Origin of the sequence: Micromonospora sp. NPDC048999, from assembly GCF_040649295.1 — a bacterium.
Taxonomy (GTDB): Bacteria; Actinomycetota; Actinomycetes; order Mycobacteriales; family Micromonosporaceae; genus Micromonospora.
Map to the genome: position 1 here is coordinate 105,032 of NZ_JBEZFI010000003.1, position 25,640 is coordinate 130,671.

24 protein-coding genes, 1 tRNA gene and 2 pseudogenes are annotated in these 25,640 nt (G+C 71.6%); 13 read left to right on the forward strand and 14 right to left on the reverse strand.

Annotated features, from left to right (window positions below):
* Nucleotides 1–6: 6 nt before the first annotated feature.
* Both mdlC and AB0C02_RS06975 read right to left on the reverse strand, forming a co-directional pair.
* Complete coding sequence (gene mdlC / locus AB0C02_RS06970; protein WP_357542020.1) at nt 7–1,602, reverse strand: benzoylformate decarboxylase; 1,596 nt, start codon at nt 1,600–1,602, stop codon at nt 7–9.
* A 66-nt stretch (nt 1,603–1,668) separates the two neighbouring features.
* A complete protein-coding gene (locus tag AB0C02_RS06975; protein WP_357542022.1) occupies nt 1,669–2,472 on the reverse strand; it encodes an S-methyl-5'-thioadenosine phosphorylase in 804 nt (267 codons plus the stop codon).
* Between the two features lie 154 nt (nt 2,473–2,626).
* Here AB0C02_RS06975 and AB0C02_RS06980 point away from each other — a divergent pair, with 154 nt between their 5' ends.
* Both AB0C02_RS06980 and AB0C02_RS06985 read left to right on the forward strand, forming a co-directional pair.
* A complete protein-coding gene (locus AB0C02_RS06980; protein WP_357542024.1) occupies nt 2,627–3,217 on the forward strand; it encodes a YqgE/AlgH family protein in 591 nt (196 codons plus the stop codon).
* Between the two features lie 86 nt (nt 3,218–3,303).
* Nucleotides 3,304–3,376 (forward strand) — tRNA-Ala (locus tag AB0C02_RS06985).
* 65 nt (nt 3,377–3,441) lie between these two features.
* Here AB0C02_RS06985 and AB0C02_RS06990 read toward each other — a convergent pair.
* Nucleotides 3,442–3,696 carry a hypothetical protein gene (locus AB0C02_RS06990; RefSeq protein WP_357542026.1) on the reverse strand — a complete coding sequence of 85 codons (255 nt, stop codon included), beginning with the start codon at nt 3,694–3,696 and terminating at the stop codon, nt 3,442–3,444.
* 217 nt (nt 3,697–3,913) lie between these two features.
* On the opposite strand from AB0C02_RS06990, the pseudogene AB0C02_RS06995 reads away from it, so the two are divergent.
* Both AB0C02_RS06995 and AB0C02_RS07000 read left to right on the forward strand, forming a co-directional pair.
* A pseudogene (locus tag AB0C02_RS06995) lies at nt 3,914–4,225 on the forward strand (Scr1 family TA system antitoxin-like transcriptional regulator); the annotation flags it as partial.
* On the forward strand, nt 4,225–4,422 hold the full coding sequence (locus AB0C02_RS07000; protein ID WP_357542028.1) for a DUF397 domain-containing protein: 198 nt from the start codon (nt 4,225–4,227) through the stop codon (nt 4,420–4,422). The pseudogene AB0C02_RS06995 and the gene AB0C02_RS07000, both read left to right, overlap by 1 nt.
* Nucleotides 4,423–4,524: 102 nt before the next feature.
* On the opposite strand, the gene AB0C02_RS07005 is transcribed toward AB0C02_RS07000, so the two are convergent.
* Nucleotides 4,525–5,778 (reverse strand): AbfB domain-containing protein, encoded by a 1,254-nt coding sequence (locus AB0C02_RS07005; RefSeq protein ID WP_357542030.1) that lies wholly within the window; start codon nt 5,776–5,778, stop codon nt 4,525–4,527.
* A 120-nt stretch (nt 5,779–5,898) separates the two neighbouring features.
* Nucleotides 5,899–6,147: pseudogene (locus AB0C02_RS07010) on the reverse strand (hypothetical protein); the annotation flags it as partial.
* A 324-nt stretch (nt 6,148–6,471) separates the two neighbouring features.
* On the opposite strand from AB0C02_RS07010, the gene AB0C02_RS07015 reads away from it, so the two are divergent.
* Nucleotides 6,472–9,600: a BTAD domain-containing putative transcriptional regulator gene (locus AB0C02_RS07015; RefSeq protein ID WP_357542032.1), complete on the forward strand. Its 3,129-nt coding sequence runs from the start codon at nt 6,472–6,474 to the stop codon at nt 9,598–9,600.
* 14 nt (nt 9,601–9,614) lie between these two features.
* On the opposite strand, the gene AB0C02_RS07020 is transcribed toward AB0C02_RS07015, so the two are convergent.
* Both AB0C02_RS07020 and AB0C02_RS07025 read right to left on the reverse strand, forming a co-directional pair.
* Entirely contained in the window at nt 9,615–10,445 is an 831-nt protein-coding gene (locus tag AB0C02_RS07020; protein WP_357542033.1) for an ABC transporter permease, read from the reverse strand.
* Complete coding sequence (locus AB0C02_RS07025; protein WP_357542035.1) at nt 10,442–11,398, reverse strand: ATP-binding cassette domain-containing protein; 957 nt, start codon at nt 11,396–11,398, stop codon at nt 10,442–10,444. Before AB0C02_RS07025 ends, AB0C02_RS07020 begins: the two co-directional genes overlap by 4 nt.
* 135 nt (nt 11,399–11,533) lie before the next feature.
* On the opposite strand from AB0C02_RS07025, the gene AB0C02_RS07030 reads away from it, so the two are divergent.
* Nucleotides 11,534–12,052 carry a sigma-70 family RNA polymerase sigma factor gene (locus AB0C02_RS07030; protein WP_357542037.1) on the forward strand — a complete coding sequence of 173 codons (519 nt, stop codon included), beginning with the start codon at nt 11,534–11,536 and terminating at the stop codon, nt 12,050–12,052.
* Nucleotides 12,049–12,504 (forward strand): hypothetical protein, encoded by a 456-nt coding sequence (locus AB0C02_RS07035; protein WP_357542039.1) that lies wholly within the window; start codon nt 12,049–12,051, stop codon nt 12,502–12,504. The genes AB0C02_RS07030 and AB0C02_RS07035 overlap by 4 nt, the downstream gene beginning before the upstream one ends.
* Before the next feature lie 57 nt (nt 12,505–12,561).
* Here the strand turns inward: AB0C02_RS07035 and AB0C02_RS07040 are convergent, their stop codons facing one another.
* The 4 genes from AB0C02_RS07040 to mgrA form a co-directional block, all read right to left on the reverse strand.
* The gene (locus AB0C02_RS07040; protein WP_357542041.1) at nt 12,562–14,136 is read right to left on the reverse strand and encodes an MFS transporter; all 1,575 of its coding nucleotides are present in this window, start codon (nt 14,134–14,136) and stop codon (nt 12,562–12,564) included.
* 170 nt (nt 14,137–14,306) lie between these two features.
* Entirely contained in the window at nt 14,307–14,810 is a 504-nt protein-coding gene (locus tag AB0C02_RS07045; RefSeq protein ID WP_357542043.1) for a hypothetical protein, read from the reverse strand.
* 146 nt (nt 14,811–14,956) lie between these two features.
* Nucleotides 14,957–16,987 carry a DUF4173 domain-containing protein gene (locus AB0C02_RS07050; protein ID WP_357542045.1) on the reverse strand — a complete coding sequence of 677 codons (2,031 nt, stop codon included), beginning with the start codon at nt 16,985–16,987 and terminating at the stop codon, nt 14,957–14,959.
* A 52-nt stretch (nt 16,988–17,039) separates the two neighbouring features.
* Nucleotides 17,040–18,083, reverse strand: coding sequence for an L-glyceraldehyde 3-phosphate reductase (gene mgrA, locus AB0C02_RS07055; RefSeq protein ID WP_357542047.1), 1,044 nt, complete (start codon nt 18,081–18,083; stop codon nt 17,040–17,042).
* Nucleotides 18,084–18,134: 51 nt separating this feature from the next.
* Here mgrA and AB0C02_RS07060 point away from each other — a divergent pair, with 51 nt between their 5' ends.
* The 5 genes from AB0C02_RS07060 to AB0C02_RS07080 all read left to right on the forward strand — a co-directional run bounded on the left by AB0C02_RS07060 (nt 18,135) and on the right by AB0C02_RS07080 (nt 21,963).
* Nucleotides 18,135–18,821 (forward strand): flavin reductase family protein, encoded by a 687-nt coding sequence (locus AB0C02_RS07060; RefSeq protein ID WP_357542049.1) that lies wholly within the window; start codon nt 18,135–18,137, stop codon nt 18,819–18,821.
* A 47-nt stretch (nt 18,822–18,868) separates the two neighbouring features.
* Nucleotides 18,869–19,366, forward strand: a complete 498-nt coding sequence (locus tag AB0C02_RS07065) for a hemerythrin domain-containing protein (protein WP_357542051.1) — start codon at nt 18,869–18,871, stop codon at nt 19,364–19,366.
* 55 nt (nt 19,367–19,421) lie between these two features.
* Complete coding sequence (locus AB0C02_RS07070; RefSeq protein WP_357542053.1) at nt 19,422–20,696, forward strand: histidine kinase; 1,275 nt, start codon at nt 19,422–19,424, stop codon at nt 20,694–20,696.
* Complete coding sequence (locus tag AB0C02_RS07075) at nt 20,693–21,388, forward strand: response regulator transcription factor (RefSeq protein WP_357542055.1); 696 nt, start codon at nt 20,693–20,695, stop codon at nt 21,386–21,388. The genes AB0C02_RS07070 and AB0C02_RS07075 overlap by 4 nt, the downstream gene beginning before the upstream one ends.
* A 98-nt stretch (nt 21,389–21,486) precedes the next feature.
* Entirely contained in the window at nt 21,487–21,963 is a 477-nt protein-coding gene (locus AB0C02_RS07080) for a hypothetical protein (protein WP_357542374.1), read from the forward strand.
* Nucleotides 21,964–21,971: 8 nt separating this feature from the next.
* Here the strand turns inward: AB0C02_RS07080 and AB0C02_RS07085 are convergent, their stop codons facing one another.
* A complete protein-coding gene (locus AB0C02_RS07085; protein WP_357542057.1) occupies nt 21,972–22,961 on the reverse strand; it encodes a helix-turn-helix domain-containing protein in 990 nt (329 codons plus the stop codon).
* A 52-nt stretch (nt 22,962–23,013) separates the two neighbouring features.
* Here AB0C02_RS07085 and AB0C02_RS07090 point away from each other — a divergent pair, with 52 nt between their 5' ends.
* Nucleotides 23,014–24,309: an MFS transporter gene (locus AB0C02_RS07090; RefSeq protein ID WP_357542059.1), complete on the forward strand. Its 1,296-nt coding sequence runs from the start codon at nt 23,014–23,016 to the stop codon at nt 24,307–24,309.
* Nucleotides 24,310–24,328: 19 nt separating this feature from the next.
* Here the strand turns inward: AB0C02_RS07090 and AB0C02_RS07095 are convergent, their stop codons facing one another.
* Nucleotides 24,329–25,042: an RICIN domain-containing protein gene (locus tag AB0C02_RS07095; RefSeq protein WP_357542061.1), complete on the reverse strand. Its 714-nt coding sequence runs from the start codon at nt 25,040–25,042 to the stop codon at nt 24,329–24,331.
* A gap of 72 nt (nt 25,043–25,114) precedes the next feature.
* The gene (locus AB0C02_RS07100) at nt 25,115–25,585 is read right to left on the reverse strand and encodes a YbaK/EbsC family protein (protein WP_357542063.1); all 471 of its coding nucleotides are present in this window, start codon (nt 25,583–25,585) and stop codon (nt 25,115–25,117) included.
* Between the last annotated feature and the right edge of the window lie 55 nt (nt 25,586–25,640).

Genomic DNA, 25,640 nt, shown 5'->3' on the forward strand with positions numbered 1-25,640 from the left:
AAGCCCTCAAAGGATGCGCGGCACCTCGGTGCTGATCGACACCGGCAGCACGGTCGGCCGGTCGGCGGTCAGCGCGGTGTCGAGCGCGGCACCGAGGCCGTCCAGCGACTCCACCACCTCCGCCGCGCAGCCGTAGCCACGGGCGATCGCGGTCACGTCCAAGCCGGGCAGGTCCAGCGCGGGCACCCCCGGCGTGTGCTTCAGCTCGGCGAACGCCTTGAGGATCGCGTACTGCTGATTGACCGGGACCACGACGGCGAGCGGCAGGCGCAGCTGCGCGCCGGTCCACAGCGCCTGCACCGAGTAGTGGAACGAGCCGTCGCCGATCACCGCCACCACCGGCCGGCCGCGCCCGGTGTCCCGCTCGGCCAGGGCGATCCCGACCGCCGCCGGCAGGCCGAAGCCGAGGCCGCCGCTGGCCATCGTGAAGTACGAGCGGGGCCGGCTGATCCGCAGCCGGCGGCGCAGTGCGGCCAGGTTGGACGGTGACTCCTGCACCAGCACCCCGTCGGCCGGCCAGTGCCGGGCCAGCTCGGCGAAGAGAGCATCGGCGGTGGGCGGGCTGGTCGTTGCGGAGGGCTCCGGAACGGCGTGGGCGGACGGGGCCGGCCGGTCAGCCGACGGCACCAGCTCCAGCAGGCCGGTCAGCGCCAGCCCGGCGTCGCCGAGCAGGCTCTCCCCAACCGGGGCGCGGGCCGCCTCGTCCGGGTCGTCGGTGACGTGCAGCAGCCGCGCCTCGGCCGGCAGGTAGTCGCCCGGCACGTGCGGGTAGTAGCGGAACACCGGGGCGCCGACCACCAGCACGGTGTCGTGGCCGCGCAGCGCCTCGGCGAGCGGGCCGATCGCGTACGGCAGGACGCCCCGGAACTGCGGATGGTCCTCGGGGAAGACGGCCCGTTCCGGCGCCGGCGCGGCCCAGACCGGGGCGGCCAGCCGCTCGGCCAGCGCCACGGCCGCCGGCCAGGCGTCGGCCCGGTCCACCGCCGCGCCGAGCACCAGCACCGGGGCGCGGCTGGCCGCGAGGGTGGCGGCGAAGCCGCGTAGCCGGTCCGGGTCGGGGGCGAACCGGGTGGCCACCGTGCGCACGTGTGGGGGAGGGTCGGCGGGCTGGTCCCAGTCGTCCATCGGCAGGGAGAGGAAGACCGGCCCGGCCGGGGGCTGCACCGCCGTGGCGTACGCCCGCATGAAGGCCGCCGGGATGTCCTGCGCGCGGGCCGGCTCGTGGGCCCACTTGACGTACGGCTGGGCCAGCTCGGCCGCCCGGCGGCTGGCCAGTCGGGGCTCGATCAACAGCATCTGCCGGGTCTGCTGGCCGGCGGTGACGATCAGCGGGGTCTTGTTGTGCCAGGCGGTGACCAGGTTGCCCATCCCGTTGCCGGTGCCCGGCGCGGTGTGCAGGTTGACGTGCGCGGGGCACCCGGTGGCCTGGGCGTACCCGTCGGCCATGCTCATCGCCGACGCCTCCTGCAACGCGTGCACGTAGCGGAAGTCGGCCGGGAAGTCCCGCAGGAAGGGTTCCTCGGTGGAGCCGGGGTTACCGAAGACGGTGGTCAGGCCCAGGCCGCGGAGCAGGTCGTACGTCGTGTCACGGACCGTCGCCATCAGCCGAATCTATCGGGCATCAGCCGACTTTTCGGGTGCTTCCTGGGCTTCGCGGCGGCGGGGCGGTCAGGGCAACTGGAAGGGCAGCTTGATCCCGTCGAGCGCGTGCCCACACGGGCAGTCCCGCTCGGCGGGCAGCGCGGCGATCGCGTCCAGCAGCACCTCGCGTAGCCGGTCGGTGTTCTCCGCGAAGACCCGGAAGACCTCCTCCTGGGTGACCGTCTCGCCGGCCTCGACCCCCGCGTCCAGGTCGGTGACCAGCGCGATCGAGGTGTAGCAGAGAGCCAGCTCGCGGGCGAGCACCGCCTCCGGGTGGCCTGTCATGTTGACCACCGTGCCGCCGATCGAGGCGAACCAGCGCGACTCGGCCCGGGTGGAGAAGCGGGGCCCCTCGACCACCACCACCGTCCCGCCGTCCACCGCCGGCACGGCACGCCCGGCCGCCGCGTCGAGCAGCGTCCGCCGCCCGACCGGGCAGTACGGGTCGGCGAACGGTGCGTGCACCGCGCCCTGGTCGTAGTAGGTCTGGGTGCGCCCGCTGGTGCGGTCGATGAGCTGGTCCGGCACCACGAACGTGCCCGGGCCCAGCTCCGGCCGCAGCCCGCCCACCGCGCAGGGTGCGAGCACCTGGCGTACGCCGAGCGACCGCAGCGCCCACAGGTTCGCCCGGTACGGGATCAGGTGCGGCGGGTGGCGGTGGTCGCGTCCGTGCCGGGGCAGGAACGCCACCCGCCGGCCGCCCACCTCGGCGATGGTGACCGCGTCCGACGGCGGCCCGTACGGCGTGTCCAACACATGCTCGGTGGCGCCGTCGAGCAGGGCGTAAAGGCCCGACCCGCCGATCACCGCCAGTTCGGCCGTGGGACCCATTTCCGGTCCTCCCTCGATCCGTCGCGATCATCCGTGGGTCAGACCTTAGTCACCGGGGCGGCTGCAAGCTATCGTGCGTGACATGGCGTTGACAGCGTGGCTGGTCGACGGCGTCGGATCGGCAACACCGGCGTGTGGTTGACGGGTGTCGGACATGCAGAGTGACGGACAGACGGTCGGTGGCCGAGCCATGGAGTCGATGACCGGGCGGCTGCTGGTGGCGACTCCGGCGTTGAAGGACCCGAACTTCGACCGTACGGTCGTGCTGCTGGTAGCGCACGAGCCCGGCGGTGCGCTCGGCGTGGTGTTGAACCGGCCTACCGAGGTGCCGGTCGCCGACGTCCTGGGCGACTGGAGCGACCTGGCCCGAGACCCCGCGGTGCTCTTCGAGGGCGGCCCCGTGCAGCCCGACTCGGCCATCTGCCTGGCCCGGATGCGCCACCCGGTCAAGCCGGTGAAAGGCTTCCACCGGGTCACCGGCGCGGTGGGCACCATCGACCTCTCGGTCGACCCCGAGCGGCTGCGGGACGCGATTGGCGGGATCCGGGTCTTCGCCGGCTACTCCGGCTGGGGCGCCGGGCAACTGGAGCACGAGATCGATGAGGGGTCCTGGTTCGTCCTGGACGCCCTGCCCGGGGACGCCTTCGTCGACCGGCCGGACGATCTCTGGCCGATGGTGCTGCGCCGGCAGGGTGGGATGCTGGCAGCGGTCGCCCACTTCCCGCCGGACGTGGCTTTGAACTGATCCCACACCGGGGACCCGCGATATGACCATGCGGGCCGGCGTGTGTATAGTTCTCTCCGTGCCCGGGCGACCGGGGACGACAGCAAGGGGCCGTGGCGCAGCTGGTAGCGCACCACACTGGCAGTGTGGGGGTCAGGGGTTCGAGTCCCCTCGGCTCCACCCGAGCGAAACGCCCTGGTGAGGGAGATAATCCCACACCAGGGCGTTTATCATTTCACCTGCTCTCAGGCCGCTACGTGCCTGAACCGTGTCACGGCGGCGTAGGTGCTGGAATGCCTGATGGGCGCCATCAACTCCTTCAACTTCGCGCCGCTCTGCGCCGACCATGTGCTGCCGGAGTGCCGCAGGTCGTGCAGGTGCAGCCCGAGGCCATCAGGGATGCCGGCAGCGGTCAGCGCCCGTCTTGCGCGGAGGCTTGAGCGAGCGTCGACTCGGTCGAACTTGAACGTTACCGTGATCATATGGATCTGAATGATCACGAGCCGGAGAGTGGACGTCAGACCGCCCTACCCGTGCCGGAAGCTGCGGCATCCAGCGGCTGGGCACTGCTGGCCGTCGCCGTTGGCGCAGTGGCCAGTCTCCTGATCACATGGCGTCGCAGGCAGCAGCGGGGCCAGCGGGGTTGAAGTGGCCGCGCTCCCGAGGGAGCAGCGTGCCAGTTCCATGCCAGGTCGGTAGGTCGCGGTAGGCGGTCCGGCAGTGATGCGCGCCCAGCTCGACCACCTTGACCGGTTGCTCACCGAGCGGCCGGAGCAGATCGAGATCCGGGTCATGCCCTTTGGCGCCGGGGCACACCCCGCGCTCGGCGGTCCGTTCCAGATCCTGTCGTTCCCGTCGCCCCGGCTGCCCGACCTCGTCTGGCAGGAGGTGCTCACCTCCAGTGACATCATCGACCAGTCCGCCCGGGTCGCGGACTACGCGATCACCTTCGCCGAGGCGCGGGAACGGGCGTTAAGCTCGGCGGAGTCGCTGGCGCTGATCCGGCGGATCGCCAAGGAGATGACCTGATGGCTCGCCCCACCCCCGATCGTGGCTGGTTCAAGTCGTCCCGTAGCTCGGACAACGCGGCCTGTGTCGAGGTGCGGTTTGTTGGTGGCGCGGTGGACGTCCGCGACACCAAGGACCGCACCGGCCCGATGCTCAGCTTCGACGGCCGTTCCTGGGCCACCTTCCTGACTGGGCTCAAGGCCGGTTCGGCGAGCTGACGGCCCGCCTCGACGGCACAACGCCGGTGGCGGGGTTGGCCGCGCGGATCGCCTGGGTGTCCAACACGACTGCGGAGATTGGTGTTCGACAAGCCCCACGCGTCACCTGAGCGGCGGTACGGGCTGCCAGACCGAGTCCTCGGCGGGGCTGATATCTGTTCTCTTTGCCAGCCACAGCTGAAAGTCAGAGTGGCGGATATAGTAGCCGGGCATGTTCACCGACTCAAAACCCATCGGGCAGTTTCCCGACCAGCAGCCTCCGTCTTGATAGAAGAAGCTTGCGTCCTGGCGGAACAACAAACTGCCGTCGTTCGGCTGCAGCTTGAGACGGTAATTCTGGTGACGAAGGAAGTGGCCGGGGTAGTTGATCGACTCCAGACTCACGGCAATTTCCCGAGCGTCATCGGAATATCCGGGAGCTTGTTCTCCCTTCCTGATCAACGCCTGACGCACGACAAAAGATGAGTCCGACTTGTCCAGATCATTTGTGACCGGTGTCACCTCGCCCAGCTCATTGCGATGGCGGATGAAACGGCCGGGAAAGTTGCGCGATTCGAACGACAGCGTACCGGGCGGCACGTTAACGGTAGGTGGTGGCAGACGTCGCCAGGTGGAGTCTTTCTGGAACGACTCACTGCCGTCATCCTTCGCCAGCCAGAGTTGGAAGTTGGCATGGCGAACGTAGTGGCCAGGGTAGTTTACGGACTCGAAGCGCCTATGCGCAAAGACACCTTGGCGGTAGGTCTTGAACGATGCGTCCCTGTGGAAGAGGTTACTGCCGTCATCCCTCTGCAGCTTGATGCGGAAGTTTTGGTGCCGCAGGTAATGGCCCGGAAAGTTGATCGATTCGAAGCTCACCGCGTCCCGTGTGCCATCCAGGGCTGATACCTCTCTGAGGGTGGCGTCCGCCCGATCCAGCGCACTACTGACTGTTGTCAGATCGCCCAAATAATTCCGGTGGCGCATCAAGTGGCCTGGAAAGTTGATCGACTCGAAAGCTCCGACGCTGGCGGGGAGTTGCGGACTTTCCTGTTCGGTCGGTGGCGCCGACGGCTGTGACGATTCCGGTGCCGGCGGCATCGTCGTTACGCTCGTGTATCCGGTGCCGGCCTCGTCTGAACACACGCGATTGTAGTCATAAACAGCGCAAACGCGGTAGTTGTATGTGGTGCTGGGGGTCAGCCCGGTAATGGTCCATGTGCGTTTGTCGCGGTCGGGCGTCCAGTATGCAGGCGGCGACTGTTGCTCAACCACAAACCAATAAACGCCTTCGCCGCTGTGGTTCCACGTTATGGTGATCGCGCCGGGCGCATTAGGAAATGCTTCAACATTGACCGGACGCTCGGTTCCTGGCATGAAACCTCCCAAGCTGTTGCGTTCCGTGGGAGGGTACGTTCGCGCTGTTGGCTCGTGCTGTCTGGTTCTGGCGAGTGAAGCGTCGCATTGCGGACCGTCTGCGATGACCTCGCCCGCAGCTCAATACCTGCTGAGAAAGCCCCATTCGCGCGCCAGAGTGGTCAGCGCCACATACGACACGAGCCCCATCGGCAGGGCTACGAACAGCCTCACGTACACCGGGCCCCAGGTGTCCGGCCCGGCGATGGTGGCCCGCTTGTGCGGGCGCGCTGCGTCGTGGCAGACCCGCACCGGTGCGCCCTCCTCGTATCCGAAGGCGCCCGGCCGATCCTTGAACTCAACGGTCTCGCCGCGGACGTACGGAAAGCGAAGGTGAACTCGGGGTGAGAGTTGCTGGCCCCCGAGCTTGTGCTGGCGCTACGGACCAGCTGTCGCCGTGCACACCACCCCTGGGCCCGTTCACCGCGCAGCACCAGGCGGACGATGATCAGCACCCGGCGCAGGAACAGGAGGCACGTCGCCCCCACACCCCAGGCCGGCGATCAGGAAGATGCTTTCCATCGTGGTCACAGCGCCACCTTCTTGTTGTGCCTCGATCGGTGTGAACGACGGTCAGCATCGTGCCATCAAGGTTGGTCTGTCATGAGTGACGAATGAGAGAGTTGGACCGTGCGGGTGGGCATCCTTGGGCCGTTGGAGGTCCGCGACGGCGACCAGGTTGTCGAGGTGGCCGGTACGCGCCTGCGCGCGCTGCTGATCCGGCTCGCGCTGGACCCGGGCCGCCCGGTGGGCGTGAACGCGCTGGCCGACGCGCTGTGGGGCGACACACCGCCCACCGACACCGCGAACGCCGTGCAGTCGCTCGTGTCGCGACTGCGCCGGGCCGTACCCGGGCTCGGCGTGCTGTCCGGACCGGCCGGCTATCGGCTCGACCTCGGCCCCGACGACGTCGACGTCAAGCGGTTCGAGCGGCTCACCCGCGCGGGCCAGGAGGCGTTGCGTGGTGGTGACGCCGGCCCGGCCCTCGCCACCCTGCGCGAGGCGTTGGCGCTCTGGCGTGGCCCGGCCCTGGTCGACGTCGCAGACGCCGCGTACGCGATCGCCGCCGCAGGTCGGCTGAACGAGCTGCGCCTCACCGCGCAGGAGGGCCGCATCGAGGCGGAGCTACGCCTCGGTCACCCCGCGCAGCTCGTTGCCGAGCTCGACGAGCTGACCGCCGCCCACCCGTTGCGGGAACGGCTCGCCGCGCTGCACATGCGTGCGCTGGCCGCCGCCGGTCGGCCGGCCGAGGCGCTCACGGCGTACGAGCGGATCCGCCAGCGGCTCGCCGACGAGCTGGGGGTCGATCCCTCGCCCGAGCTGCGCGCCGCCCACCTCGCCCTGCTCCGTGGCGAGGCCGCGCCGCCGCCGGCCGAGGCCACCGCCGCGCCACGTGGCAACCTGCGCGCCGCGCTCACCACCTTTGTCGGCCGCGACGAGGATCTGCGCCAGCTCACCAAGCAGCTCGCCGAGAACCGGCTGGTCACCCTGGTTGGGCCGGGCGGCGCCGGCAAGACCCGGTTGGCGAGCGCCGCCGCCGGCATCCTGTCCGACGGCATCGCCGGTGGCGCCTGGCTCGTCGAGCTGGCGTCGATCACCGACCCGGCCGACGTGCCGCGCGCCGTCCTCGACACGCTCGGCCGCCGCGATCGGGCGCTCGAAGCCGCCCGCCTCACCCCGCGCGACACCATGGGCCGCCTGGTCGACGCGCTGTTCGCCGACGAGACCCTGATCGTGCTCGACAACTGCGAGCATGTCATCGACGCCGCCGCCCAACTGGCCGACGAGCTGCTCGGCCGCTGCCCGGGGCTGCGCATCCTGGCCACCTCCCGCGAGCCGCTCGGCATCCTGGGGGAGGCGCTCGACCCCGTGCCGCCGCTGCGGCTTCCGCCGGCGGACGTGACCCCGGTCGAGGCGCTGGCGTATCCGTCCGTACAGCTGCTGCGCGACCGGGCCGTGGCCGTACGTCCCGGCTTCGCGGTGACCGATGGCAACGTTGGGGACGTCGTGGAGATCTGCCGTCGCCTCGACGGCCTGCCGCTCGCCATCGAGCTGGCCGCGGCCCGGCTCCGGACGCTCTCCCCGCGGCAGGTCGCCGCCGGCCTCGACGACCGGTTCCGGCTGCTGACCGGGGGCAGCCGGACGGCCCTGCCACGCCACCGGACGCTGCGCGCGGTGGTCGACTGGAGTTGGGGGCTGCTCACCGACGGCGAGCGCCGGCTCACCGAACGGCTCGCGGTGTTCCCCTCGTCGGTCACCGCCGACTCGGCGGCCGGCACGGCCGGCAGCGACGCTGCGGCGCTGCTCGACGCGCTGGTCGACAAGTCGCTGCTGCAGATCGTCGGCGACGGACGGTTCCGGATGCTGGAGACCATCCGCGAGTACGGCCTGGAACGGCTCGCCGAGGTCGGTGGTGTCGCGGCTGCCCGCGCCGCCCACGCCGCGTACTTCCTGCACCTGGTGCAGACCGCCGACCCGCACCTGCGCACCGCCGGTCAGCTGCCCTGGCTGCGGCTGCTGGAGGCGGAGCGGGACAACATCGTGGGCGCGCTGCACTTCGCCTGCGATGCCGGTGACGCCGACACCGCGCTGCGCATCGGCGCGGCGCTCGCACTGCCGCTGGCGATCTGGGGCGACGGCCTCGGCGGCGACGTGCTCGTCCGCGCGCTCGCGCTGCCCGGGCCCGCCCCACTGGGCGAGCGCGCCGTCGTGCTCGCCATCGGCATGATCACGGAGGCGCTCGGCGCTGCCGTCATGCCGGAGGCGGCGCAGGTCGCGGAGCTGGCCTCGGCCATCCGCGCGGCGCAGGGGTCGACCAACCCGTACGTGCCCCTGCTCGAACCGGCCCTGGCGGTCTTCACCGATGACACGAGCGGCGGCATCGCCGCGGTCGACCGGGCGCGGGGCCACGCCGACCCGTGGACCGACGGGACGCTGCTCGCGATGCGTGGCCAGATCAGGGAGAACGACGGCGACGCCGAGGGCATGCTTCGTGACCTGACCCAGGCCACGAAGGAGCTGCGCGTGGTCGGCGAGCGGTGGAGCCTGTCGGCGGCCCTGGCAACGTACGCCGATGCGCTCATCAAGCGTGGCGACTTCGAGGCGGCGACGGCCGCGCTCGAGGAATCGGCGCGACTCTCGCGCGAGCTGAACCCCGCGCAGGAGCCGGGGTTCCAGGTGATCCTGCTGGCGACCATGCGCGCCCGGTCGGGTGACGTGGCGGGGGCCAAGGAAAGTCTGCGCCGGTTCGTCGCCGACCAGGTGACCGACCGGGCCGTCCAGGACGCCGCGTTCGGGCTGATGATGCTCGGCGACATGGCCCGGCTGGAGGGCTCGCTGGACGAGGCGCGGGAATGCTTCGCCGAGGCGACGCGCCGCCTGGAGGGGGTGCCGATGCTCGCACCGCAGGTGCGCGGGTTGCTGCTGGCCGGGATGGCGCATCTCGCGCTCGCCCTCGGCGACGCGGCAACCGCGCGCCAGCGCGTGTCCGAGGCCGTTGACTGTGGTGTCGCCGCCCATGACATGCCGGTCGTCGCGGTCGTCACGGTCGGGTGGGTCGCCATCGCCGCCGCCGAGGGCCGGTTCGAGCTGGCCGCCCAGCTGCTCGGCACGTCCGACTCGCTGCGCGGCCGGCCCGACCGGTCCAACATCGACGCGCAGCGGCTCACCGAGCAACTGCGCGCGGAGTTGGGCGACGAGGCGTACGCCGCCTCGTACGCCCGTGGGTACGGCCTGAGCCGAGCCGATGCCCTCGCGCTGGTGGGCACCGACCCGGTTCGTTGAGCCGTCCGGGTGGCTCAGGCTCGGCGTCGGTACGCCCGCACCGCGAGCGGCGCGAACACCGCGATGATCGCCACGATCCAGATGAGCGACTGGGTCACCGGCTTGGCGACGGGGCCGCCGATGATCAGGCCGCGGGCCGCTTCCATCAGGTCGGTCACCGGGTTGATCTTGACCCACGCCTGCAACCAGCCGGGCAGCGTGCTCGTCGGGACCATCATGTTGGTGCCGAACGTCAGCGGGAAGAACACCAGGAAGGCGGTGCCCTGCACGGCGCCCGGGCTGCGCATCAGCACGCCCAGCAGCACGCCGATCCAGCTGACGGCGAACGCGAACGCCATCGCCAGCAGGCAGGCCGCGATGGTCGACAACGGATTGGTGCCGATCCGGAAGCCGATGGCGTAGCCGAACGCGAACAGCACCACGATCGAGACCACGAACCGGATGAGGTCGCCCACCACCGAGCCGACCAGCGGCGCGGACCGGGCGATCGGCAGGCTGCGGAACCGGTCGAAGACGCCCTTCTCGACGTCGGTGTTGAGGCTGACGCCGGTCGCGATCGACGCGAACATCAGGGTCTGCACCATGATCGCCGGCAGCAGGTACTGCAGGTAGGCGTGCTGCGAGCCGGAGATCGCACCGCCGAGCAGATAGACGAAGATCACCACGAACATGATCGGCTGCAGGGTCACGTCCAGCAGCTGCTCGGGCGTACGAATGGTTTTGATCAGGCTGCGGACGGCGAGCGCGAGGCTGTGCCGGACCAGCCCGAAGGGGCGCTTCTGGCCGGCGGCCCTGGGGGTACGGGTCTGCTGCGGCGGCCCGGCCGGGCGGGTCATCGTCGTCATGCCGCCACCTCCTGACGGTCGTCGGCACCGTGGCCGGTCAACGTGAAGAACACCTCGTCGAGGCTGGGCAGTCGCAGCGCCAACTCCATCACCCCGATGCCGGCCTCGTCGAGCCGGCGGACCACCGCGGTGAACGGCGCGTCGCTCTCGACCGGCACGGTGAGCAGGCCCGGCTGGGGCAGTTCAGGCTCGTTTCCGGTCGAGGTGCGCAGGATGTCGGCGACGTCGCCGACCCGGGCGGGGTCGGTCGGCCGGACCGCGATCGTCTGGCTGCCGGCGATCCGCTTCAGCTCGGCCGGCGTACCGTGCGCGATCACCCGGCCGTGGTCGATCACCGAGATCTCGTCGGCCAGCGCGTCGGCCTCTTCCAGGTACTGCGTGGTGAGCAGCACGGTCGAGCCGTCGTTGACCAGCGAGCGGACGACGCCCCACATGTCCTCACGCTTGGCCGGGTCGAGACCGGTCGTCGGCTCGTCCAGGTAGATCACCTCCGGCCGGCCGACCAGGCTGGCCGCAAGGTCCAAGCGGCGGCGCATGCCCCCGGAGTACGTCTTGGCCGGCCGCCCGGCCGCGTCCGTCAGGTCGAACCAGGCGAGCAGCTCGGCCGCGCGCGCCTTGGCCTCCCGACGGGTGAGGTCGAGCAACTGGCCGATCAACACCAGGTTCTGCGTGCCGGTCAGGTCCTCGTCGACCGAGGCGTACTGCCCGGTCAGCCCGATCATCCGGCGCACCTGCGCGGCATCGCGGACCACGTCGTACCCCCCGACCGTGGCGCGCCCCTCGTCGGCGCGCAGCAATGTGGCGAGGATCCGAACCGCGGTGGTCTTGCCGGCGCCGTTCGGCCCCAGCACACCCAACACGGTCCCCCGTCGTGCGGCGAGGTCGATCCCGGCCAGCGCGGTCGTCGTACCGAACCGCTTGACCAGGCCCTCCGCCTCGAATGCGTAGCTCATGGCACTCATCATGGCCGGGGCCGCTGACAGCGCACGCACACGACGCTGACAGCGGTACACCACGGCTCGTACGGCCTTGGACGAGAAGTGAACCTGTACGGCGTGGGTCGCGACTGAACAGGCGAAGGAGGGCAGATGGCCGATGAGTTGTTGGTGATTCGCTGCCAGTTGGGCGAACGCGACGCCTTCGCCGAGTTGATCCGGGCCTGGCATCCGGCGATCGAGCGGTACGTGGGGCGGATGCTGACCGGGCCCGACGACGATGTGGTGCAGGAGGTGTGGCTGGCGGTCTTCAAGGGGCTGCCGCGGCTGCGGCAGCCGGACCGGTTCGCCCCCTGGCTGTTCGCCATCGCTCGCCGGGCTGTGATGAACCGGCTGCGTGACGTCTACGCGCGTCCCGAGCCGGAGTTGGTCGACGACGTGCCGGGAGCCGACGAGGCGGAGGCAGTGGTCGATCGGGAGACGGTCGGTGGCGCGTTGGCGGCGCTTCCGGCCAGGGAACGGGAGGTGCTGCTGCTGTTCTATCTCGAGGATCTACCGCTGGACGCGTGCGCGCAGATCTGCGCTGTTCCGGTCGGCACCATCAAGTCGCGGCTCAACCGGGCAAGGAAGTTGTTGCGCCGCGAGTTGGCGCGGAAGGGATACGAGGCATGACGCCCGAAGACCTGCTCAAGCGGCTCGACGCGCCGCTGTCGCTGCGGAAGAGGATCGGATACGTGACGCTGGCGCTCACCGGGCTCGCCGGCAGCGGCCTGATCGGGCTGCTGTGGGCGACCGAGCCCGGGCTGCCACCACGGACGACGGTGGCGCTCGCGGTACTGGCGGCGATCGGATTGTGCTGGGCGGCTTTCGGTGGCTGGGCCGTGACCCGCAGGGCGCCGATGTTCGCTCAGGATCGCGTCGTGGCCGGCTGGCTCGGACTGGGCGCCTGGCTGCTGTTCACCGCCGGTGCGCTGGTCATCACCACCCTGCGGCACAAGCTGGAGCCGTCGTTGGTCGTCGTGGTGCTGGGGCTGGGCGTCCTGGCCATCGTCAATCTGCGTGCCGCCCGCCGTGCGAGGGCGGCCCTGCTGCGCCGCAAGGAACAGCTGAACCGGCTTCCATGAGCCGTGGGCCACGCTCCCATCCTGCCCGGTGCCCCCGCCGTGATTGGTCGGGAACGATCATCCCTGCGGGGGTGAGACGAAGTCCTTTGAGCGGATCAGGAGGAAGGACAGGACTCCGGCGGCCAGGGTGACGATCGCCGCGATCCACAGGATCTCGTCCAGGGCGCTGGCGAAACTACCGCGCGCGATCTCGACGAGCAGGCCGCGCTCCTGCGGTGGGGTGGTCATGAACAACCGGCTCACGTTGCCATTGCGCAGTGCTGTGGCGATCTCGGCGCTGTGTGGCGCGAGCGGGGTGCCGGCCGCCCGGGACTGCACCAGGGCGGTCAGCCGGTTGGCGAACAGGGTGCCCAACAGCGCGACGCCGGTAGCGAGGCCGACCTGCCGGAAGGTCAGGTTGATACCCGAGGCCATCCCCGATCGCCGGGTCTCCACGACCCCGACCGCGGTGGAGGCCAGCGGTGGGTTGACGAACCCGATGCCCACGCCGGCCACGATGAGCCCCGGGATCAGGTGTGTCCACGAGGAGGCCGCGGTCAGGCCGCGCATGAGCCACAACCCGACGCCGGTCAGGACGAGCCCCGGACCGATGAGGGCGCGGATCGGCACCTTCTCGCTCAGCCGTCCCGCCACGATGCTGGCGACCAGGACGCCGACGGAGAGGGTGAGCAGCCGCACGCCGGTCTGCAGGGCGCTGTATTCGAGCACGTTCTGCAGGTAGAGGACCACGTAGAGCAGCATGGCGAAGATGCTGAAGGAGAGGCCGAACGCGGCGATGCCGCCACCGACGAAGGTGGGGACCCGGAACAGCCGTAGGTCGAACATCGGGTGCCGACTTCGGATCTCGAGCAGCAGGAAGACGATGAGCAGCACTGCGGCGGCGGCGAAGCAGGCGATCACCGGGGTGGCCGTGAAGCTGCTGCGTCCGGATTCGATGAGCGCGTAGATCAGACTGGCCAGTGCCCCGGAGAACAGGACGAAGCCCGGCCAGTCCGGTCGGGTGGCCTGCTCGTCGCGCGACTCGACGACCCGCACCATGGTGAGCGCCAGCGCGATGGCTCCGATGGGCACGTTGACGAAGAAGATCCATCGCCAGGACAGGCCGGAGACCAGGACGCCGCCGACGATGGGTCCGACGGCTGCGGCGACGCCTGCCAGGGCGCCCCAGACGCCGAAGGCCAACCCGCGTTCCGCGCCATGGAACGCGTTGGCCATCAGAGCCAGCGAGACGGAGAACATGATCGCCCCACCGATGCCCTGGAGGCCGCGGGACAGTTCGAGCATGAGCGGGGACTGGGCGATGCCGCACAGCGCTGAGGCGGCGGTGAAGACGACCAGGCCGACCAGGTACAGGCGGCGGCGGCCGTAGAGGTCGGCCAGCGACCCCGCGGTCAGCAGGAACGCGGCCAGGGTCAGCGCGTAGCCGTCGACCACCCACTGCACGTCGGAGAGGGAGGCGCTCAGTGACGCCTGGATGTCCGGCAGCGCGACGTTCACGATCGTCAGGTCGACCAGCAGCATGAACGTGCCCAGAGAGACCGCTGCGAGAGTCCACCATTTCGGGTCGACTCCTGGGTGTGGCGACCCATGCGCCCGTGCGCCCGCGGCGCCGGTCCGGCTCGGCTCGCTCATAGCCGAGAGAGTATCGAGACGTGTGCCGCTACACGCGTTTTGGTGAGTAAATGACCGCTTCGGGTGGTAGAGCCAGATAAGCCTCGGCCGGCGCGCAGTCTGCGTGCGGACTGCGCGCCGGGCCGATGGGCGCCGTCGGCTCCTCGGCGTGCGTACGGGCTGTTCAGGCGTCAGCAGCCGCAGGTGTAGTACAGGATGTCCCAGTGGTTGCCCTCGTCGGTGTAGAGGTTGCCCGACGGGGCCCGATACTGGTAACCCCAGCCGGATATGTAGCCCATGTACGTGTAGGCACTGGTGATCCAGTTGGCGACGCAGGTCGTCTTGGCGATGTCGACCTTGTAGCCGTTCCAGTGGCTGTACGTGCCGCTGGCGTGCCCGGTCTCGGTGCCGCCGGTGATGGTGATGGCGCAGCCGCTGGCCCGTTTGAAGGTGATGATGCCGTCGATCGTGGCCTGGCGGATGCCTTCGAACGAGGTGCACGTCGATGTGTTGCGGTCGCTGCAGTTGCCGCTTGAGACCCAGCCGATGCCGGCGGCGCTCAGCTGGGAGGTGGCGCTGGCGTGGCTGACGGCGAAGGCGGGGGTGCCGAGGCCGAGGGTGGTGCCGATCGCCGCGACGCCCGCGAGGAGCAGGGTGAGCATGCGGCGGCGCACTACATGACGGGTCGTTGACATGGCATCTCCTGATTCGCAGCAGGGAAAGATGTTTGCGAAACGGAGGGCCGGCCCGTGAAATTTCTACCACGTATCGATGTCTGTGGATAGGGGTCGTTTGGTGGCCGGGGGCCGGACCGCGCTCGGCGTGGCCCGGCCCCCGACCGTCAGCGGGTGTGGCGGGTCTTGGGCAGGTCGAACTGGTCGGCCTTGCGGCAGTCCTTCGGCCCGCCGATCGCGCCCGGGCCGAGTTGGTCGAGCGCCTGCCGGGCCCGGTACCGGCCCAGGTTCCAGGCGTACCAGGGGTCGGATCCCTTGAGGTCTTTGGCGATCCAGCTCAGGGTGCAGCGGCGTACCGGATCGGGCAGCTTCGCCAGGGCCGGGGTGGCATCGGCGGAGAGGGCCCGCAGGTACCAGGCGTCGATCTTGCCGGCCTGCTCGTACCGGAGGATGTTGCGCCGCGCGGCGTAGTCCTCGGGGTTGAGCACCGCCAGGCCGAGCAGCATCGCCACGGCCAGCGCCACGGTGGTGCCAGGGATCCACCGACCCCGCCACCGGATGCCCGCCGCCAGGATCAGCAGGAAGACCGCGCCGAGCAGCAGTTCGAACGCCATCACGAAGATCCGCTCGCCGGTGAAGCTGTAGACCTTCTGGTACGTCCACATGCGGGACAGGGCCGACGCCACGATCACCACGCTGAGCGTGCTGAGCAGGCCGAGCATGATCCGCAGCACGACGCGCTCGACCGGCTGCTCCCGGCTGGCCCAGCGGCTCACCCCGCCGAGCACGGCCAGCGTGAGCAGGGTGACGAACAGCAACTGCCAGAAGCCGCTGCGGGCGTATTCGGAGTAGCTCAGCCCGGCGACCTCCTGGACGTGCCGCTGGCCGCCGAAGAGCACGGCGAACTGCACCACGACGAAGCCGGCGAAGAGCAGCGTGAGTGCCCCGATGGCCGGGGCCCACTCCAGCAGGCCGACGCGGCGGGTGCTCGGCTTGTCGACGGTCGACAGGTCGGGCGGGGCGGCCAGGGTGTAGACCGCCGCGACGGCGATCAGCCCGCCGACGGCCGCCAGGAAGATCCAGCGGAACATCGAGCCGCCGTCGGTCTCGGGGACCGTCGCGCCGAGCAGCTCGGAGAACTTCGCGTCGGCCGAGGCGAGCAGGCTGCCGAAGATCACCAACACCAGCACGGTGACGGCCGCCGAGCCGGCAACCCGGCGGACCAGACCGGCGTTGGGGGAGGCGGTGATGTGCCGGCGTACCCAGGGCAGCCCGCGGAACGCCGCGAACGGCGTCGCGACCAGGCCGAACAGGATCGAGCGGACCAGCCGGCCGCCGACGATGGCCAGCGTCGCGCAGCCCAGTGCGCCGAGGACGCAGAACGTCACCAGCCACCACGCGTTGCGGAAGGCGAGGACCGCGAGCAGGGCCAGGGCCGCGGCGGCCCAGCCGCCGCGGATCAGGCGCTCGGTGCGGGGCAGATCGGCGGTACGCCGCCACACTGCCGGCAACACGCCGAGGGTCAGGGTGAGCCAGCCGAGGAACCAGCCGATGCCGACCCGGCTCAGCGGCACAAAGGACGCCGTGCCGAGCGCGCCGGCCAGCACCGCGAGCGGCGCGGCTCGTCCGGTCTCCTGCTTCGGTCCGGGCCAGCGCGCGCTGAGGAACGACATGCGGGGCGTCGGCGGGCGGGGCCCCCAGCCGCCTCCGGGGTGCAGCACGGGCCGCGTCACGGCGTACGGGGGCATCGGCGGATAGCCCGGGGGCGGGGTCACCGCCGGCTCGGCGGTGGGCTGGTCCGGCCCGGCTGGCGGGGCGGCCTGGTCGGCTGCCGGGGTGGCTTCGACGGTTGCCGGGGCGGCCTCGACGGCCGGCGGTGCCGCCTGGGCGGGCACGCCGGGCGCGGGCTCCGTGATCCGGGGCGTGGCGGACTGCCCGGGGTCGGCGACCGGTTGGTCCTCGCCCGCCGGCAGCAGCGGCACGAACACCGCATAGCCGCGGGTGCCGGGCGGCACGGACACCGGGATCGCCCACGCGGGCTGGCCCTCCTGGCCGGGCCACACCATCCCGGGCGGCGCTCCGTCCATGCTGGGCATGACGAGCAGGTACGGAGTGACGTCGGCGGGGAGGTCAGCGCCCGTCGGCCCGGACGCCGAGGCGGTCCGGGGGGAGTCTGACGACGACGGCGGCTCGGACACGGCACGCTCCTTGATCGGCTGTCGACACTCTAGAGCCTGAGCTCCGCTGCGGTCAGCCCAGATGGCCGTCGATCTCGGTCAGCTCCTCGGCGGTGAAGTCGAGGTTGTCCAGGGCGGCCACGTTCCCCTCCAACTGCGCCACGCTGCTCGCCCCGATGATCAGGCTGGTCATTCGCGGGTCACGCAGCGCCCAGGCCAGCGCGAGCTGGGCCAGCGACTGGCCGCGCCGTTCGGCGATCGCGCCGAGCCCCCGGATGGCCGCCATCCGCGCCTCGGTGAGGTCGCTCTCGTTGAGGAAGACGCTGGTGCGTACCCGGGAGTCCGCCGGGATCCCGTGCAGGTAGCGGTCGGTGAGCAGGCCCTGGGCGAGGGGGCTGAAGGCGATGCAGCCCGCCCCGACCTTCTCCAGCGTGTCCAGCAGCCCGTCGGCCTCGGTCCAGCGGTTCAACATCGAGTACGCCGGCTGGTTGATCAGCAGTGGCGTACCGAGGTCGCGCAGGATCGCCGCGGCCCGGGCGGTCTGCTCCGAGTCGTAGTTGGAGACGCCGACGTAGAGCGCCTTCCCGGAGCGGACGATGGCGTCCAGCGCGCCCATCGTCTCCTCCAGCGGCGTGTCCGGGTCGAAGCGGTGCGAGTAGAAGATGTCGACGTAGTCGAGCCCCAACCGGCGCAGCGACTGGTCCAGCGACGAGACCAGATATTTGCGGGAGCCCCACTCGCCGTACGGGCCGGGCCACATGAGGTAGCCGGCTTTGCTGGAGATGACCAGCTCGTCCCGGTACGCCTTCAGGTCGGTGGCGAGCAGCCGGCCGAAGTTCTCCTCCGCCGAGCCGGGCGGCGGGCCGTAGTTGTTGGCCAGGTCGAAGTGGGTGATCCCGAGGTCGAACGCGCGCCGGACGATGTCCTGCTGCCGCTCGTGGGGCCGGTCCGGCCCGAAGTTGTGCCATAGCCCGAGTGAGATGGCGGGTAGGCGCAGGCCGCTCCGCCCGCTGCGCCGATAGGTCATCGAGTCGTAACGCTGTTCAGCGGCGAGGTAGGTCACGATCGGGAAGCATATCGACTGAAGTTGTCGTCCGGTTTCCGCCAGCCACAGCATGTGACGCCTGCCAGAGTTGCCGGCGGCAATCCCCAGCGGAGGGCGGCGTCCATGCATCGCGTCATCGAGCCCCGGGTGCTCTATTTTGGTACCCCGGTTGTCCTGATCAGCACCTGCAACGAGGACGGCTCACCGAACCTGGCGCCGATGTCCTCGGCGTTCTGGGTCGGTCAGTCGGGCATGCTCGGCTTGGACGAGACATCGCAGACAACCCAGAACCTCGCCAGCAGCGAGCAGTGCGTGTTGAATCTCGCGCACCCCACGCTCGTATCGGCGGTCGACAGGTTGGCGCTGTTGACCGGGAGCCGGATCGTGCCGCCGCACAAGCGGGCCAAGGGCTACCGGCACGAGGCGGACAAGTTTGCCGCAGCTGGCCTGACCCCGGTCCCCTCGGACAAGGTCACTCCGCCACGGGTCGCGGAATGTCTCATCCAGCTTGAGGCGACGTTGAACCGGATGCACGCCTTCGGCGAGCCGGGCTCCGGCGTCGTGGCGGTCGACGTTCAGGTGGTCCAGGTGCATGTCGAGGAAGGCCTCCTCGTGCCCGGCGCCAACCGCTATATCGATCCGGACAAATGGGATCCGCTCATTATGAAATTCCTTGAGTTCTACGGCGGGGGACCCAACCTGCACCCGTCCCGCCTGGCGGAGGGCTGGGGCGCTCCGCGGCGGATGAGGAGCGCCGGGCCAGTGCGCCGGGACGGCGGAACAGGCGTGCCGGCCGGTCGCTGCGGGTAGCTTCAGGCCATGCGCCTCGTGCCGCTCGACCCGGAGGTGACCCTGTCATGGACGACATCACCGCGCTGATCCTGGACGACCACGCCGCCTTCCGGCGGGGTTTCGCCCGGCTCGACGACGCCCGCGACCCGACCGAGCTGCTGGCCGTCTGGGATGCGCTCGCCCTGCACCTGGACATCCACGCCGAGGCGGAGGAGGCGATTCTCTATCCGCACCTGGTGCGGCACGGCGACGACGGCGAGGAGGAGACCGAGGACGCCATCGGCGACCACAACAAGATCCGCGACGCGATCGCCGAGTCCAAGCGCCACGAGGTCGGCTCGGACGCGTGGTGGGCGGCGGTGTGGCGGGCCCGCCGGGAGAACAGCGAGCACCTGGCCGAGGAGGAGGACGAGGCGCTGCCCGACTTCCGCCGGCACGCCGGCGTCGAGCTGCGCGCCGAGCTGGGGGCGCGCTGGCTGCGGTTCTACGGCGAGCACAAGAACGGCCGCAACCTGCCCTTCCTCGACAAGGACCCGGAGAAGTACGTGCGGGAGCACCGCTGAGGATCTCCCCGACGAGGGGGAGGTGGTAGGGCGGGCCGGGCGGGAGAATGGCGGGGTGAGGGTCGGCGGGATGCTGGGGCCGCTGGTGCAGGGCAGCACCTGGCGGCGTGCCGTGTTCCTGCTGCTCGGCGGGGTGCTCGCGCTGCCGTACGCGCTGCTTGCGGCGGCCTTCGCCCAGATACTGGCCGTCGACGACGTACCCCGGGCGGTGGTTTTCGGGCTGCTGCTGGTGGCCGTGGTGCTCGCGGCGGTGCCGGTGTTCCTCTCGGGCAGCCGGGCGCTGGAGATCGCCGCCGCCCGGGCGTTGCTCGCGGTTGACCTGCCCGAGCCTGCGGCGGGCCACCGGATCGACCGGGAGACCCGGGTACGCGCCGCGCTCTGGATCGCCCTGCACCTGTTCACCGGCGGTCTGGTGTTGTTCGCGGCGATCAGCGCCTTCCCGATGGCACTGGTCTTCCTCGCCGGGCCGTTCGGTGTCGACCCGGGCGCGGTCCCCGACGACGGGTTCGGGGCGCTGATCGCCAACCCGGTCGGGGCGACGTTGACCGGGGTGGTGCTGCTGGTCGGGCTCGGCTACGCGGTGGCCGGGCTGGGCGCGCTCGCCGCGTCGATGGCGCCGGTGCTGCTCGGCCCCTCCCAGGGCGAGCGGATCGCCGCGCTGGAGGCCCGGACGGTCCGGCTGGCCGAGCGAAACCGGCTGGCCCGCGAGTTGCACGACTCGGTCGGGCACGCGCTGACCGTGGCCACCCTCCAGGCCGGTGCCGCCCGCGAACTGCTCGACGCCGACCCGGAGTTCGCTCGGCGGGCGCTGCGCGCGATCGAGGAGACCAGCCGGCACGCGATGGACGACCTGGACCATGTGCTCGGGCTGTTGCGCGAGTCGGAGGACGCCGGCCGGCCGGCCCCCACCGCCCCGCAGCCGACGCTGACTCGGCTGGACCGGTTGGTCGCCGACACCCGGGCCGCCGGCCTCGCCGTGGACGTGCGGGTCAGCGGGGCGGTCGGGGAGTTGCCCGCGGCGGTGTCCCGGGAGGGCTACCGGATCGTGCAGGAGGGCCTGACCAATGCGGCCCGGCACGGCGAGGGCGCGGTGACGGTGCGGGTGGCCGTACCTGCCCAGGCGGCGGCGCCGAGCGAAAGTTGTCGAGGGTTGGAGATCGAGCTGGTCAACGGCCTGCGCGGCGGGACCGGGCCGGGGCGCGGCGGGCGCGGGCTGGACGGCATGCGGGAGCGGGTGCTGTTGCTCGGCGGGCGGCTCACCGCCGGCCCGGAGGGCGAGCGGTGGCGGGTTCGGGCGTTCCTGCCGGTGCCGAGGGGAGAAGCCGGGTGAGCATCGACGTGGTGATCGTCGACGACGACGAGCTGATCCGGTTGGGGCTGCGGGCGATCATCGACGCCCAGCCGGATCTGCGGGTGGTCGGCGAGGCGGCGGACGGGGCGGAGGTGCCGCCGCTGGTGGCGAAGCTGCGTCCCCGGGTGGTGCTGATGGACGTCCGGATGCCTGCCATCGACGGCATCCAGGCCACCCGGCGGCTGCTCGCCACCTCCGCCGACCCGCCCCGGGTGCTGGTGATCACCACGTTCGCCAACGACGAGTACGTCTACGACGCGCTGCGCGCCGGGGCCAGCGGCTTCCTGCTGAAGCGGGCCCGCCCGAGCGAGGTGGTGGAGGCGATCCGGGTGGTCGCGGCGGGGGAGTCGCTGCTCTTCCCGGCGGCGATCCGGCAGCTCGTCGGGGCGTACGGGGGTCGGGGCGGGGACGGGCTGCGCTCGGCGCGGCTCACCGACCGGGAGGCCGAGGTGCTGCGGCTGATGGCTACCGGGCTGTCCAACACCGAGATCGCCGGGCGGCTGGTGGTCGGGGTGGAGACGGTGAAGACGCACGTCGGGAACGTGCTGGCCAAGCTGGGCGCACGGGACCGGACCCAGGCGGTGATCGCCGCGTACGAGTCGGGCTTCGTGGTGCCGAGCCAACCGCCCGGCGTCGGCCGCGAGTCCTCCCTTCGCACGCTGTCGAGCTGATGTCGCAGACGACTCACGTGCCCTCGTCCGGGTGAACCGGGCACGGTAGGCACCGTGTGGTGGGGTCGCGGCGGGGTTGGATGCGGTGCGTGGACGGGGTGGACGCCGAAGCGCTGCGGCGGGCGTACGGGGCGGTGCTCGCGGAGTTGGACGCGGGCGGGTTCGGGCCGCCCGAGGATGGTGAGCTGAGCGCCGAGCAGATCGTCGCGCACCTGGCGGCCAGCGACGAGTTGATGAGCGAGGCCACGGAGGCGGTGCTGGCCGGTTCCCCGTTCGCGTACTACGACCTGGAGACCATCCACCGGCCGCAGCTCGACGCGCTGATCTCCGAGTACGGCGGCCTGGACGGGCTGGCCGCGCTGCTGCGGGCCACCAGCCAGAAGCTGTGCACGCTCGCCGACCGGCTCGGCCCGGCCGCGGAGACCCCGGTCGACACCGTGCTGCGGGAGGGCTTCGACCTGGACGTGGACGGGTCACTGCCCTGGGGCCGTGCCCTGGACCTGCACACCCGCGTCCACCTGCCCATGCACCTGGCCCAACTCCGCGCCCTCCGCCCCCGTCCCCACCCCTCCTGACGGCTGGGTCAGCAGTTCCGGTGGAAGGCGCGGCGGTAGGCGCTGGGGGCGACGCCGACGCGGTGGTGGAAGTGTTGGCGCAGGGCGGCGGCGGTGCCGAAGCCGGCGTGGCGGGCGATCTGGTCGACGGCCAGGTCGGTGGTTTCCAGCAGCAGCCGGGCGTGGTCGGTGCGCTGCTGGAGCAGCCACTGCGCCGGGCTGAGCCCGGTCTCGGAGCGGAAGCGACGGGTGAAGGTGCGGACGCTCATCTGGGCGTGCGCGGCCAGGTCGCGCAGGGCGACCGGCTCGTGCAGCCGCTGCCGGGCCCACTCGCGGGTGGCCGCGGTGCCGGTCCCCGTGGCGCGGGGAATCGGGTGCTCGATGTACTGCGCCTGGCCGCCGTCGCGCCACGGTGGCACCACGCAGCGCCGGGCGGACCAGTTGGCCACCGCGCTGCCGTGGTCGGTGCGGATGACGTGCAGGCAGAGGTCGAGGCCGGCGGCCACCCCGGCCGAGGTGAGCACCCCGTCGTCGATGAAGAGCACGTCCGGGTCCAGTTCGATGTGGGGATGCAGCCGGCGGAACTGGTTCGCGTACGCCCAGTGGGTGGTGGCCCGGCGGCCGTCGAGCAGCCCGGCGGCGGCCAGCACGAACGCGCCGGTGCAGATCGACATGATCCGGGCGCCCCGCTCGTGGGCGGCCCGCAGCGCCGCCGCGACGGCCGGGTCGACGGTGCCGTCGATCAGCGGCGAACCGCCGTGGATGCCGGGGACGACCACCGTGTCGGCGGCCTCGACCAGTTCCAGCCCGTGGTCGGGGAGGACCCGGAAGCCGGCCGTGCTGCGGACCGGCAGACCGCCGCTGGTGCAGGTGTCGACGCGGTAGAGGGACGTCCCGTCCTCGGCGCGGGCGGTGCCGAAGACCTGGGACGGGGTGCCGAGGTCGAGGCCGACCACCTGGTCGACGGCGAGCACCGCGATCCGGTGCGGAACGACGGCCATGGCCCGATTATTGCGCATGATGGCTTTCCGGCCACTCGTCGCCTCGGCCGCCGCCCCCGAGACTCGGTGCGTGACCCGACACCGTCTCCACCCGGCCTGGACCGTCGCCGCCGTCGCCTTCGTCGCGCTGGTCGGTGCCGCCGGCTTCCGTGCCACCCCCAGCGTGCTGCTGCACCCGCTGCACGCCGAGTTCCGCTGGCCCCTCGCGACCATTTCCGCCGCCGTCTCGGTCAACCTGCTGCTGTACGGGCTGACCGCGCCGTTCGCCGCCGCGCTGATGGACCGGTTCGGCATCCGCCGGGTGGTGGCGAGCGCGCTGGTGCTGGTGGCCCTGGGCAGCGGCCTGACCGTCGGGATGACTGCGAGCTGGCAACTGATCCTCTGCTGGGGCGTGCTGGTCGGGTTGGGCACCGGCTCGATGGCCCTGGCGTTCGTGGCGACCGTGACCGGGCGCTGGTTCGTCCGTCGGCGGGGCCTGGTCACCGGCGTGCTCACCGCGGGCGGGGCGGCCGGGCAGCTGGTCTTCCTTCCGCTGCTCGCCGTGCTGGTGCGCGCCCACGGCTGGCGGGTGGCGGCACTCGTCGTCGCCGGGGCCGCGCTGGCGGTCGTACCCCTGGTGGTCTGGCTGCTGCGCGAGCACCCGGCGGAGCTCGGCCTGCCCGCCTACGGCGCGACCGAGGTGGTGCGCCCGGCCCCGCCGGCCGGTGGGGCGGCGGCCCGGGCGGTCGGCGCGCTCACCGCCGCCGCGCGGACCCGGCCGTTCTGGCTGCTCGCCGGCGGCTTCGCGATCTGCGGCGCGACCACCAACGGATTGGTCGGCACCCACTTCTTGCCGGCCGCGCACGACCATGGCATGCCGGAGACCACTGCGGCGGGGTTGCTCGCCCTGGTGGGCATCTTCGACATCGTCGGTACGGTGGCCTCCGGCTGGCTCACCGACCGGGTGGACAGCCGCCTGCTGCTCGGCGCCTACTACGCGCTGCGCGGCGCGTCGCTGCTGGTGCTGCCCAGCCTCTTCGCCGGCACCGCCCAGCCCAGCATGCTGGTCTTCATCATCTTCTACGGCCTGGACTGGGTGGCGACCGTGCCGCCGACGGTGGCGCTGTGCCGGGAACACTTCGGCGCGTCCGGTGCGGTGGTCTTCGGCTGGGTGTTCGCCGCCCACCAGGTCGGCGCGGCGGTGGCGGCGACCGGTGCCGGTCTGGTCCGCGACCAGCTCGGCGAGTACACCCTGGCCTGGTACGCGGCCGGTGCGCTGTCGATCGGCGCGGCCGGGCTCTCGCTGCTGCTGCGCCGGCCGGGCAGCGCGGCACCGGTCGCGCTGCCCGTCGCTGTCGGCCGCCGGGCCTGGAGCTACCGGGGCTGAGCCGCCCGCCGTGCAGTGGTCAGCCCAGCGCCCACTGCTGCTCGGCAGCGCCGGTGCAGGTCACCTGTTGCAGCTGGGCGCCGGGCTCGGTGCTGGCGTCGGTGACCTGCGCGCACTTGCCGCTGTGCACGGCGACCAGCAGCACCGGGCCGGCACCGGCCGGGGCGAGCCGCCACTGCTGGTTGGCCTGCCCGTTACAGGACCACTGCTGCACCCCCGCACCGTCGTCGGTGCTCTCCCCGGCGACGTCCAGGCACATGCCGCTGCCCGCGTTGACCAGCGTGAACACGTCGTCGGTGACCGGCGTGGCCACCCACTGCTGCTCCGCGCCGCCGGTGCAGTCGGCCAGCGCCGCCAGCGCGCCCTCCGGGTTCTCGCCTGTCACCCCGAGGCAGCGGCCGGACGGCACCCCACGGAACACCGCGGGCCCGCCTGCGGGGGGCGGAGGCGGCGCGTCCGTCGGCGAGGGCGCTTCGGTGGTGGGTTCCGTGGTGGGCTCGGCCGGGCTCGACTCGCTCGCCGTCGGGCTCGACACGGCCGCCGCGGGCACCGGCCGGTCGCGGTCATCACCGCCCCCGGCGAACACGCCGGTGGCAAAGACGACCCCCAGGAGTACGCCGACCACCGCGACGCCCAGCGCGATCCGCATCAGCGGGTCCTGCGGCAGGCGCAGCAGGAGGGCCCGGCGGGTGCCGTAGACGGTGCCGGGCGGGTCGGTGTGTGGCTCGGACATGGGGGCATCCTGACCCACGGCGACCGCCGATGGCCAACCACCCCGACGCGAGCGTGACTCAGCCGACGTGCGTCAGCGGGCCGGTTCCGGGTCGGTGACGTCGGCGACCGTCGCGCCGAGCGCGGTGAGGGCGGCGTCGGCGTCGATCGCGACGGCGACGCCGTGCTCGCCCGCGCCGAGGGTGATCTCCTGGCCGCGCAGCCGCTCGTCGGCGACGACCGGCCAGGCGATGGTCGAGCCGAAGGGGGTGATGGTGCCCCGTTCGTAGCCGGTGGCGGCCCGGGCGGCTTCGGCATCCGGCATGGACAGCCGGCTCACCCCGAGCAGGGCGCGTAGCTTGGGCCAGGAGATGACCCGGTCGCCGGGGGTGAGCACGAAGAGGTGGTCGTCCTCGCCGCGGCGTACCACGATCGTTTTGACCACGTCGGGGACCTCGACGCCGCGCGCCCGCGCCGCCTCGGCGAGGCTGCGGACCGGGCCGTGCCGGATCACGCGGTATGGCAGCCCGGCGGCGTCGAGGGCGGCGATCGCGGGGGACGGCATGCCCGAAACGGTAACCCGCCGACCGGCCGGTGGATGCGAAACGGCCACGGTGGAC